Source organism: Clostridium sp. (assembly GCF_026168755.1).
Taxonomy (GTDB): domain Bacteria; phylum Bacillota; class Clostridia; order Clostridiales; family Clostridiaceae; genus Clostridium.
In genome coordinates, this window is record NZ_JAPFDR010000063.1 from 1 (window position 1) to 12,645 (window position 12,645).

The following is a 12,645-nucleotide window of genomic DNA, read 5'->3' on the forward strand; positions in this document are numbered from 1 at the left end:
AACTTTTGTTAGATAATATAAAAGAACAGAAAAACACATTATTAGTATTTCTAGATAATAAAAAAATATTACTGGAAATCAAAATTTCCAGTAATATTTGATTTATAAGAAACTATATTACACAAAATTATCTACAGTCTCTTTATAATACTATATTTCGATACAATCTCTATTCTAACTTTTATTATTTGGGTGTATTATCAGATTTTTTCTTTCTAGTAAACATGAATACCCCACCTGTAACAACTAAAGCAGCTCCTACTATTAATATATAAACAGCATTGGTTCCACCTGTTTTTGGAAGCTTTGAATTTGATGTTGTTTTTCCATCCTCTCTATTATCACTTCCATTATTAGTTGCACTATTTGTACTATCATTTGATGCTATTTCTAATGCTGAAATTGCAATATTTAAATTTTCTTCAGCCTTTGCAACTTCTTCTTCTGTTGCATCTTCATTTTCTATTACTTTATTAGCTTCTTCTACTGCCTTTTCAACATAACTCCAACTTGCCTTTGTGTACTTACTAGAATCTAAAGACTGTGCTTTTTTGATTAAATCATTTAAAGCATCTTTATTTGGCTTTAATCTTAATTCTAAGTATACTCTTAATAAGCTATCATAAGATTTTGAGACTTCTTCTTCTGAAGCATTTTCATCAGCAACTACTGCTTTTGATTCTTCTAAAACTTTAGCTAACTTTTCCCAAGTTTTTGCTATATACTTACTTGAATCTAACGCTTCAATTTTTTCTATTAAGCTTATTAATTGAGCTTTATCTCCTTTATTTTCTGTTGGTGGAACCTCTTCATCTCCAATTATAAACCTTGCACTTGCAGGTATTAATGAAGTATTTCCAGCCTTATCTATAGCTACTATTTTAACTATATATTTAACTCCTTCATCTAGTCCTTCAAGTGTATAATTTAATCCTTCTACTTCAGCCTTAAGAGTTCCATTTACATAAACCTTATATCCAACTACTCCAATATTATCAGTTGCTTTACTCCATGAAACTTCAGCACTTGTCTTTGATGTAGTTTTTACAGATATTGACTCTATATTACTTGGTCTCTCTATATCTACAGCTAATTCTGTTTTTACAGTTATAGCTTTAAATGCTGTTGCTTTTCCAGCTTCATTTACAGCCTTAACAGTAAAGTTATATTCAGTATCTGCAGTTAAGTCATTAACTCTATAGTAATTATTAACTGTTTCACCAACCTTAGTTTCACCTTCATAAACTTCATAAATTGAAGCTCCATCTATTGAAGGCCATGTAAGAACTAATGTCTTGCTTTCAACTCCAATTGCTTCAACCTTAGCACTATCTGGAATTTCTGGTCCTTGTGATTCTTGAGCTACTAATCCATTTGCTTTTTCTCTAAGAGATGTTAAAGCACTTGTTACATTTTCATCTGTTGAATCATCATTATTCATAACTGTTACAGCATTATCATATGCAGTTTTAAATTCACTCCATGTTTCTGATGTATAGTTAGCCTCAACTTTATTACTGTGCGCTTCTATTTCTGTTTGTAATTCTGATTTATCAACTATATTACCATTAATAGCTTTAAATACCTTAAAGTAATCTAAGTTAACTTTAGTTTTTCCATCCCTATCTACAGCCTTCATAACTATAGTGTGTTCATTATTTTCTAATCCCTTAAATTCTGCAACTAATTGTTGGTCATCACCAGAACTACTTCCCTCTAATGAAAAGTTTCCTTTAGATTCACCATCTATTGAAATATCAAAGCTTGAGAAGTCTGAATGCTTTTGAGAGTAGACTTCTATTCCTGTTCCAGTAAATTTATAAGTTATCGTTGCACCTGTAGTAGCTTCTGTTTTAGTTCCACCATGATGTCTATTTGATTCACCAGACCAAACTGACCAGTTGTCACCCCAAGTTATATCTGGATTTTTAGGTCCATTTAATGTTGCATCTTCAACTATAATTTCTTCAGCTGTTACTGTTGGAAGTACTACCTTTATAGTAATTGAACCACTTACAGACGCATCTTCTTTTGATGTAGCTGTTACTGTAACAGTTCCATTAACATTTTTAGTTGTTAATACTCCATTTTCATCAATAGTTGCAATATTAGAATCATTTACTGACCATGTTACTTCCTTATTGCTTACTTCACTTGGAAGAACTGTAGCAACCATTTGAACTGAACTATTTTCTTTACTTATAGTTGTTATTCCAGACTTAGTTCCAACTGAAACTGAAGTTGGTTTTTGCTTAGTTGAATCTAGTACTTTAAATGCATCAAGTTCTACCTTTGTCTTTCTTGCTGCTTCTGATTTAGTGTTAGTTGCTCGAACTGTAATTGTATGCTTACCATATTCTAAATCATCTTTAGAAAATATAGTTACTTGTCTTACTGTTGATGGACTATAAGTATCAACTTCACCTATAACTTTTCCATCAATACTTATTTCAAACTTACCTCTATCAGCATTTGTACAAGTGATAACTTCTATTCCTGTACCTACAAATGTTAATGTAGCTGTTTCATTTCCAACTGGATCTTCAATATACTTAATTGTTCCTGCATGGTTTGTATCTTCGCTCCAATCACCCCAGTTACCAGAGTAAACAATACGTGAATCTCTATCATCAATATATCCAGCCATATTTCTTAAATCATTTACTGATATACCTTCTGATACTTTTGTTTCCTTTCCATCTACTACAGCTGAAACGCTATAAGTAAATGTACCTAATATATCTCTTGCAGAATTATCCTTAAAGCTTACTTCTTTAATATCTTTTGCTACAGTTATAACATCACCTTTATCAATTTGACGATATACATTATAAGTAATATCATCACCTTCTATAGCATTCCATTCTAAGCTTACAGAATCACTTTCTATTCTTTCTGCAACTAATCCAGTCGGTGCATCTAAAAGTTTTTCACTAACAGGAATTTCAGTTATAATATAAGTTTCTCCTACTTCTGTATTAAATGAAATTTTATCTTCTTCAAGTATTGTAAACTCTACATTTTCTCCCTTAGAGTTAGTTACTGTAGCAAGATTTAATCCATCATATTTAACTACTGCATCTCCACCATTGTTAGATTTAATAGTTAATTCATAAGCTTTTCCATTTGACCATTTTGCACCAACTTCAAAGTTTCCTCTTGCAAGTAATCCATCATATGAACCATCAGCCCATACATCTGGAAGTGCAGGTAAAAAGTTTATATATCCCATGTTGCTTTGCATTAACATTTCAGATATTCCAGCTGTTGCTCCAAAGTTACCATCTATTTGGAAAGGTGGATGTGCATCCCAAAGGTTAGAGTAAGTACCACCTCCGCCAGCTTGTCCTGTTCCAACTCTCTTTAATTGCTTAGTTAATAATTCATAAGCTTTATTTCCTTGACCTGCTCTAGCCCAAGAATTTATTCTTTGTCCCATTCCCCATCCAGTAGATTGGTCTGTTCTATTATTTAATGATACTAAAGCAGCATCTAAAAGTTCTGGAGTTTCAACTGAAATAGAATCTCCTGGGAATAATCCTAAAAGATGAGACATATGTCTATGATTATATCCTTCACTTGGAATACTGTTTAAAGTAGTTTCTTCATACCACTCTTTAATTTGACCATCATCACCAATTTGAATTGGATCTAATTTAGATTGAGTGTCTTTCCACTTTGCAACCTTATCTGCATCAACACCTAAGTCTTCTGCTGCTTTGATTGTATCTTCATATAATTGCCATATTAAAGTTTGCTCATATGTGTTACCAACTGTTCTTGGCCCATGTTCTGGAGAATATGTTGGTGATGAAACCATTCTTTGTTGAACTTCATCCCATACTAACATATTTTCATATAAGTTAACTTCTTCTTTCATAATTGGGTAAATAACATCTCTCATATACTCAATATCACCAGTATATTCATACATTTCCCAAACATTTTGTAATATCCATGGCACTGCTGCTGGAGACCATCCCCAGTCAAAGCTCCATCCTGGACAAGTCCATCCAAATGGAGTATTTTGAGTATGAGCCATAAATCCATTAGCTTCAATATATTCTCCATTTTCATCCTTAGCACTTTCTACTCCAGCATAAATTCTTGCTGTTTCACGCCCTGGCTCTCTTAGTGAATCAATATAATTAACTAAAGGAGTAGCACATTCAGCCATATTTGTAGAATAAGTTGGCCAATAATTCATTTGAAGATTTACATTCATGTGGTAATCTGAACTCCAAGATGGGTTATTTTTATTATTCCATACCCCTTGTAAGTTAGATGGAAGTTGTGAATCTTCTCTTGAAGATGCAATAGTTAAATATCTTCCATATTGGAAGAAGATTACTTCAAGAGCTCTTCTAGCCTCTTCAGAAACTGTATTGTTTCCATATCCACTTAAAAGCTCATCTGTTGGAATATTAGGTAATTCTTGTCCTAAATCTAACTCAACTCTATCAAAAATACTTTTATAATCAGATACATGATCAGCTCTTACTTCATCATAACTTTTCTTAACTACTTCTGAAATAACTTCTTCAACACGAGCATTTAATTCTTCTTCCGTTTCTCCAGTACGATAAACTGGATAATCATTTTTGTAATCTGTAGCTGCTGATATATAGATTGTTGCGGAAGTTGCTTCTTTTACTGTTAATTTATTATTACCTTCAATTATATTCCCACTATCACTTATAACTTTTAATTGTGAATTATATTTTAATTGATTATCAGATATTTCTCCTTTTAATGTAATAGTATCATTCTCTACTATTGTTGTTGCACCTTGTTTAGATGGGAAACTTACATCAAAGTTAAGCTTTTTATCCCCTTCAGCTTCAACTCTTATAACCATAACATCATCGGGATGACTTACAAAATATTCTCTAGTATATTTTGTATTACCTTCAGTATAATTTACAGATGAAATTGCAGTTTTTAAATCAAGATCACGCATATAATTCTTAACATTACTCTCATCAATATCTTTAAAGTTAATATTTATTTCTCCCCATGCTTGATAAGCTCCATAACCTTTGTCAGTACCAATTAATTCATTACATAGCTTACTAGCTTTAGCATTTCCCTCTTCAGTATGAAGTGCAAATAACTCCCTAATTTCTTGCAATACCTCATACATTGCTCTACCATCACTGGCTGTTTCTACATTACCACCATTATAATCTTTACGACTTTCACTTGGTCCCCCTGTCCAAAGTGTCTTTTCATTAAATGTTATACGCTCATTAATAATTTCTCCATATACATTTCCGCCAATATCACCATTCCCTATTGGTAAAGTATACTCTTGCCACATATTATCCTCAGTCAGATTTTCAGCACCTTTTGAAGCTGGCTTTGTATACCATAACTTTAAATCGTTTTCACCATTCTTATAATTTTCATATGAATTTCCTTCTGCAAATGCTGTCTGACATAAAGATGTAAACATTATTGTAGATAGCACTGTTGCTAAAATTCTTTTTCCCTTTTTTCTCATAAAGTTCCCCCATTTTCTATAAAAATTTTAATTTCTTAATATAAAATATCCCTCCTTTATATTTCTTTTTCTTTAAATTCATCGACTCTTTTTATGAATAAACTCCATCTCACCATTGTTATTTTGCTATATCTTTCTATATAACTTTATGCTAACAAAGATGATTTTATTGGTCAATGCAATCACAATTTTATTATATTTTATGCCAATATTTTGCTATTTTTTTCAATTAAAATTTATCTACTTGACACAAATTAATATAAACATTAAAATTTAATGACCGTATTTATAAGGAGATTGATAAAATGCTAGTTGGAAAAGATCTACATGATGAAAAAGTATATTTAAAAAATACAATAGAAAAAATAAATGAACTTTTAAAAAGTTATGGAACTTCTAGTGAAGAACAAGATAAAGAAATAATTAAGCATAGAAAATTTCTTTGGGACAATAGAAATGAACTTGATGAAATTGAAATTAATGAAAACTGTGGACAAGTAGCCTTAAACGAACAACTTCATTCAAAGAAGATTTCCAGAATTAGAACTTTAGAAAAACAACTATCTAATCCTTACTTTGCAAGGTTAGATTTTAAAGAAGATGGAGAAGATACTGAAAGTTTTTATATAGGATTATCTACGGTAGAAGATGAAGATAACTTTGATATTTTTGTATTTGATTGGCGTTCCCCTGTTGCTAATATGTTTTACGATTTTGAAGCTGGTCCTGCACACTATGATGCTCCAGTTAGAAGAATTCATGGTGAAATCGAATTTACAAGACAATATAATATAAAAAATGGTGAAATAGTGTTTATTCATAACTCTAATGAGAGTTTATGTGATGAAGCTTTAACTTCTATGTTAAGCGGAAATGCAACAGATAAAATTAAAAACATAGTTGCTTCTATTCAAAAGGAACAAAATGATATTATTAGAAGTGATGATAGTAAAGTATTATTTATACAAGGGGCCGCTGGTTCTGGTAAAACTTCTATAGCACTTCATAGATCTGCTTATTTACTATATAAACACAGAAAAAATTTAAGTGCAGAAAATATTTTAATTTTCAGTCCAAATGAAGTTTTTGCAGAGTATATATCTGATGTATTACCTGAGCTTGGAGAAAGTAATATTCGTCAAACTACTTTTGAACTTTATTCAAAAAGATTTTTACCTACAAATTATTTATATGAAAGTAAAAATGATCATTTAGATTATATTTATTCTAATATAAGGGATTTAAATGAATTTAACAAAAGAACTAAATCTATGGAATATAAAAATACTTTAGAATTTATGAATGTGTTAAATAACTTTACTTTAGATATTCCAAAATTTATAACAAATGCTAAACCAATAATAATTGAAGGAACTCAAATAGTTAGTAAAAAATCTGTTGAAAATACATTCTTTGAAAGATTTAAAGATATTCCATTCTTAAATAGAATTGATGTTATTAAGCAAAGTTTATTTTCACAAGTTGAAAATAAATATTTATCTTCAAAAGATAATTCACATTTTGATTATGTAGAGGATAAAAAAACTTTCTATGATTACTGTAAAAATCAAGTTGATATTCAAGTTGATTCTATGATTGATACATTAGATAGTGTTGCTATATACAAATTACTTTGGAACAATATAGAAAAGTATACTGATTTAGATTTAACTGATATAAAAAATATTACATTAAAATCTTTAAACAACAATGAAGTTAAATATGAAGATATTACTCCAATAATTTATATTAGAGCTGCCTTAGAAGGCTTTAGAAGTTATGGAAACATGAAGCATGTTCTTGTAGATGAATGTCAAGATTATAGCCCTTTATTCTATGAAATAGTTAAAAATTCATTCCCAAATGCATCTTTAACTATTATGGGAGATTTAAACCAAAGAATTGATAAGCATTCAAATGTAAAAAGCAGAGATGGCATTACTAATATTTTTAACGACATTAAAACTGTAGTATTAACTAAAAGCTATCGTTCAACTGCAAATATAACTAATTTTACAAAGAATATTTTAGATACTCATGAACCTATTGAAGCTGTTGATAGAATTGGAGAGAATCCTACTATTTATTTAGTTAATAATAACTTAAATGAAAGAATTGCTAATAAAATTACTGAAATGAAAGATAAAGGATTTAAATCAATAGCTATTATTTGTAAAAACAAAGAAAACTGTGAAAAACTTTATTCTTCATTAAAAGCAATTGGTACTGATGTAAATTTAATAGTAAGTGATAAGTGTGAATTTAAGATTGGAGTTAATATAATATCATCTTATATAGCAAAAGGTTTAGAATTTGATGCTGTAATTTTAGCTGATGGCGAAAATTATTTATCTAACGAAGATAAGCATTTATTCTATACAGCTTGTACTAGAGCATTACATGAACTTCATATATTTACAAATACCTCACTTGAATCAGTACTTCATAAAGATAATAGCTTATATACTATAATTAATACCTAGACTTTTTAAATGGGACTGTGCACTAATTATTTAGTGCCACAGCCCCATTCTTATTTTTATTAATAACTAACTATTCCTTGCTCCCCTTAAGCATTTCTCCAATAGCAGCTATGCTACCAAGTGAAGATAATGTTTCATTTGGTAATATAAGCTTATTAGCTGGATTATTAGCCATTTCTTTAAGAGCTTCAACTTGTTTTAATGCTATAACTGTTTCATTAGTTCCTGATTCAATAATAGCTTCATTTACTTTTCTAATAGCTTCTGATTCTGCTATAGCTATTTGTTCAATTGCCTTTGCTTTACCTTCTGCTTCAAGTAATTGTGATTCCTTTAAACCTTCTGCTCTTCTAATATTTGCTTCCTTTTCAGCTTCTGCTGCAAGAATCTTAGATTGCTTTTCTCCTTCAGCCTTTTCAATTTGTGATTGTCTTAAACCTTCTGCTTGAAGAATCATAGCTCTCTTGTCTCTTTCAGCTTTCATTTGCTTTTCCATTGCTTGTTGTATTTCAGCTGGTGGAATTATATTTTTAATTTCAACTGATAGTACTTTAATACCATAAGCATCTGTAACTTCATCAATAATACCTAATAATTGTTGATTGATACTATCTCTTCCTGCTAATACTTCATCTAATGTCATATTCCCAAGGATATTTCTTATGTTAGTTGTTGCTGAGTAAACTATACCTGATTTATAATCTTCAATATTATATACTGCATCTTTTGCATTTAACATTTTGTAGAATATAACATTATCTACTGAAATTTTAACATTATCTTTAGTAATAACTGATTGTGGTGGTACATCTAAAATTTGTTGCTTAGTTGATACCTTTTTTCTTACAAAATCAATACCTGGAATTATAAAGTGCCATCCTGGCTCTAAAATTCTATGGAACTGCCCTAACCTTTCTACTACATATAAATAACCTGTGTTAACAACTTTAATTGATGACAATAGCAATAAGAAAACAATTACTAATAATGCTACTAAAAATATTAATCCTGTCATATTAATCCTCCTTTAAAATTACAATTAATTTATTTCCTTCTATACCTGTAATGGTATATTTTTCACCTTTTTTTATAGTTTTCCCCTTATTATAAGCAGTCCAATAAATACCGCTTACTTTTATCTTTGATGTTTCTTCCATATCTTCTGTAGCAACCATTTCTTTTCCAATATATGTTTGCTCCATTGTTAGTACCTGATTTACGTCAGCTTTAAATTTTTTCTTTGCCCAAGGATACCCAATAGAAATAGTTACGACGCCAACAATTAAAAACGCTATTACTTGCCACAAAACTGATATACCTAATAAAGAAAGTATTATGGCAGCTAAAGCTCCAATTGACAGCCACATGAAAATAAAACTACTTGTAACAACGTCAATAGCAATTACAAAGATAGCAACTAAAATCCAAATAATTACCTCAACCATTTCTCTTCCCCCTTTCAACTTTATTTTAAAATACTAACAAAATTACTTATTAGTATTTATATACTTTTATTATATACCATATACTTCTTTTTTTGTATTTTTAATATCTTAAATCAATTATTAAGTATAAACTTATTATACTATATAAGTTAATGTTTTTCAAGTTATTTTTTATCGCTAAATGAGTTATTTAATAACCTTTTAAAATTTGATTATATACCTTGCTTAAATTAATTGATTTTCTAAGGTTTTCCTTTTATTATTTACTTATATGTATTTTATTAGCCATATAATACAATACTAAATTTATATAATGTAATGGAGATGATATTATGGATTTTATTAAAGTAGGATCTGCTTGCCCTAAGACAAAAGTTTCAGATGTTCTTTATAATGTTGAAAATATATGTTCTTGTATAAAAGATGCTTATAAGCAAGAAGTTAAATTTATAGTTTTTCCTGAGCTATCTATAACTTCTTATACTTGTGGTGATTTATTTTTAACATCATCACTTTTAAATAAAGCTATTGATGGTTTAAAAACAATTTGTGAAGAAAGCCGTAATAAAGACATGCTAATAGCCGTTGGATGTCCATTAGTACATAATAATATCCTATACAATTGTGCATGTATTATTTTTGATGGAAAAGTTCTTGGTATAGTTCCAAAATCCTATATTCCTAATTATAGTGAATTTTATGAGAAAAGATGGTTTACTGAAGCTGCTATGCTAGTAGATGAAATTTTAAGTCTACCATTCCAACAAAATATTCCTTTTGGAACAAACTTAATTTTCTGTGCTGGTGATTATAAATTTGGAGTAGAAATTTGTGAAGACCTTTGGGTTACAATCCCTCCTAGTTCTTATCTTTCATTATTAGGAGCAAATATAATTGGTAATTTATCTGCTTCTAATGAGTTAGTAAGTAAAAAAGATTATAGAGTTTCATTGGTTTCTAATCAAAGCGCTAGATGTATGTCTTCATATATATATTCATCTGCTGGTGTTCATGAATCTACTACAGATTTATTATTTAGTGGACACTTAATTATTAGTGAAAATGGTTCTATATTAAAAGAAAATGATAGATTCCAAAGAGAAAATGAAATAATAACATCTTGTGTTGATGTATTTAAGCTTAATTCAGAAAGATTAAAAAACTTAAGCTATAGATCATCTTCTCAAATTGTTCCTTTTAAATCAAAGCTCATAAATTTCAGTTTTAATAGCACTAAAATTACAAACTTTGATAGATATGTTGATAAACATCCATTTGTACCTTCAAATGAATATGAAAGAGAAGAAAGATGTAAAGAAATATTTAATATCCAATCTTCTGCCTTAGCTAAGCGTTTAGAGCATACAGGACCAAAAAGAGCTGTTATAGGTATTTCAGGTGGACTTGATTCAACTTTAGCTCTTTTAGTAGTAGTTAAAACTTTCAAGCTTTTAGGAATTGACAATAAAAATATTATAGCAATTACTATGCCTGGTTTTGGTACAACTGATAGAACTTATAATAATGCCTTAACTTTATGCAATGAATTAGGTACAGACTTAAGAGAAATAAATATAGTTGATGCAGCTCTTCAACACTTTAAAGATATTGGACATAATAAAGATATACATGATGTAACTTATGAAAATGTTCAAGCTAGAGAAAGAACTCAAATTCTTATGGATTTAGCAAATAAAGAAGGTGGCCTATTAATAGGTACAGGAGATTTATCTGAATTAGCTCTTGGATGGTGTACTTACAATGGTGACCATATGAGTATGTACTCTGTAAATCCTTCAATTCCAAAAACACTTGTTAGATATTTAGTTAGATATGTTGCTGAAAAAGAATCTAATAAAGAAGTATCTGATACATTATTAGACATCTTAGATACACCTGTTAGCCCTGAACTACTTCCAAAAGGTGATAAGGGTGATATTGTTCAAAAAACAGAAGATATTGTAGGACCTTATGAGCTTCATGATTTCTTCCTTTATCACTTTATAAAACATGGATCATCTAAAGAAAGAATATTACTTTTAGCTGAAGCTGCATTTAAAGATGATTATTCTAAAGAAGAAATTGAAAAATGGCTTGATAAATTTATTTATAGATTCTTTACTCAACAATTTAAAAGAAGTGCATTACCTGATGGTCCTAAAGTTGGTTCAATTTCTCTTAGCCCTCGTGGTGATTGGAGAATGCCATCCGATGCTTCATTTAATTCTTTTAAATAAATATACTTAGATATTAATTAAAATTTAAAACTTTAACTAAAAGAAGAGTGAAACTTATTATTCACTCTTCTTTACTAATTCTATTCCAATTTCTTTATATTCATCAGCTTTATATTGTAATAAATATATATTATCTTTTAAAAGCTCTCCACCAAACTCTTTTATTCCTTCATCTGTTAATGTAATGTTATCTAAAACTTCTTCATCATTTAATGAAACTATATTTAAACTTTCATATTTATCTTCATCTGCTGAAATTAATATAAGTAAATCATTATTGTTGTCTTCAGACAAATCTACCATAGCTACAGAATTACTTCCTTTTATTACCTTATCTAAATTTAATACAGTATGACTCCCTAAATTAAAACACTCCTTATATTTTGCAATTACGCATTGATTTTCATTATTATCTTTAATATAGAAAAAACCTAAATATGAACTATTCATATCTTTTATTGATAACTCTTCAATTTTTCCGCTATAATCTTGACCATTATCTATCTCTATTATTCCTTCAATTTGATCCTTTATATAATTTTCTGTAGTATATGTATAAAATTTAAACCCCTTATTATATAAATTTAATACTATAAATCCTATTATTAATATTAGTGCAATTATTATTACAATTAATATTTGCTTTATCTTTTTTCTCATTTTATCTCCTCCTATTTACCCTTACACCTATTTATTCTACATTTTATTCTAATTTCCTCTAAATTACTTTAAATATAACAAAAAAATAGAGAAGTTAATATAAAAATATTAGCTTCCCTATTTTTATTACTTTCTAATTTCTTTTAACTTTTCTTCTACCATTTTAATTAATTTCTTTTGACTTGTTGTAAAATGAAATTGAACTAATAAAAAAATCCATAGTGGATTATCTGTGTTATGATTTAATTGCCAAACAAAACCAACACGGAGGATAATCACTATGGACTACCCAAATAATAACACAGAATCACGTAAAA

The 12,645-nt window shown here is 29.0% G+C and carries 6 protein-coding genes; 2 read left to right on the plus strand and 4 right to left on the minus strand.

Translation table 11 applies throughout. From position 1 onward, the window contains the following. Positions 1 to 184: 184 nt before the first annotated feature. A complete protein-coding gene (locus Q0Y03_RS14045) occupies positions 185 to 5,503 on the minus strand; it encodes a glycoside hydrolase N-terminal domain-containing protein (protein WP_297714437.1) in 5,319 nt (1,772 codons plus the stop codon). Positions 5,504 to 5,808: 305 nt separating this feature from the next. On the opposite strand from Q0Y03_RS14045, the gene Q0Y03_RS14050 reads away from it, so the two are divergent. Next, the gene (locus tag Q0Y03_RS14050) at positions 5,809 to 7,986 is read left to right on the plus strand and encodes a UvrD-helicase domain-containing protein (protein ID WP_297714438.1); all 2,178 of its coding nucleotides are present in this window, start codon (positions 5,809 to 5,811) and stop codon (positions 7,984 to 7,986) included. A gap of 70 nt (positions 7,987 to 8,056) precedes the next feature. Here the strand turns inward: Q0Y03_RS14050 and Q0Y03_RS14055 are convergent, their stop codons facing one another. Both Q0Y03_RS14055 and Q0Y03_RS14060 read right to left on the minus strand, forming a co-directional pair. Further along, on the minus strand, positions 8,057 to 9,001 hold the full coding sequence (locus tag Q0Y03_RS14055; RefSeq protein ID WP_294139726.1) for an SPFH domain-containing protein: 945 nt from the start codon (positions 8,999 to 9,001) through the stop codon (positions 8,057 to 8,059). A 1-nt stretch (position 9,002) separates the two neighbouring features. Further along, entirely contained in the window at positions 9,003 to 9,431 is a 429-nt protein-coding gene (locus Q0Y03_RS14060) for an NfeD family protein (RefSeq protein ID WP_297714440.1), read from the minus strand. A 332-nt stretch (positions 9,432 to 9,763) separates the two neighbouring features. On the opposite strand from Q0Y03_RS14060, the gene Q0Y03_RS14065 reads away from it, so the two are divergent. After that, complete coding sequence (locus tag Q0Y03_RS14065; RefSeq protein WP_297714441.1) at positions 9,764 to 11,668, plus strand: NAD(+) synthase; 1,905 nt, start codon at positions 9,764 to 9,766, stop codon at positions 11,666 to 11,668. Positions 11,669 to 11,725: 57 nt separating this feature from the next. On the opposite strand, the gene Q0Y03_RS14070 is transcribed toward Q0Y03_RS14065, so the two are convergent. Beyond that, positions 11,726 to 12,328, minus strand: a complete 603-nt coding sequence (locus Q0Y03_RS14070; RefSeq protein WP_297714443.1) for a hypothetical protein — start codon at positions 12,326 to 12,328, stop codon at positions 11,726 to 11,728. Between the last annotated feature and the right edge of the window lie 317 nt (positions 12,329 to 12,645).

Bases quoted from the DNA above. Each gene is read 5' to 3' on its own strand.
- Q0Y03_RS14045 (WP_297714437.1), bottom strand. From the start codon at position 5,503: ATGAGAAAAAAGGGAAAAAGAATTTTAGCAACAGTGCTATCTACAATA.
- Q0Y03_RS14050 (WP_297714438.1), top strand. From the start codon at position 5,809: ATGCTAGTTGGAAAAGATCTACATGATGAAAAAGTATATTTAAAAAAT.
- Q0Y03_RS14055 (WP_294139726.1), bottom strand. From the start codon at position 9,001: ATGACAGGATTAATATTTTTAGTAGCATTATTAGTAATTGTTTTCTTA.
- Q0Y03_RS14060 (WP_297714440.1), bottom strand. From the start codon at position 9,431: ATGGTTGAGGTAATTATTTGGATTTTAGTTGCTATCTTTGTAATTGCT.
- Q0Y03_RS14065 (WP_297714441.1), top strand. From the start codon at position 9,764: ATGGATTTTATTAAAGTAGGATCTGCTTGCCCTAAGACAAAAGTTTCA.
- Q0Y03_RS14070 (WP_297714443.1), bottom strand. From the start codon at position 12,328: ATGAGAAAAAAGATAAAGCAAATATTAATTGTAATAATAATTGCACTA.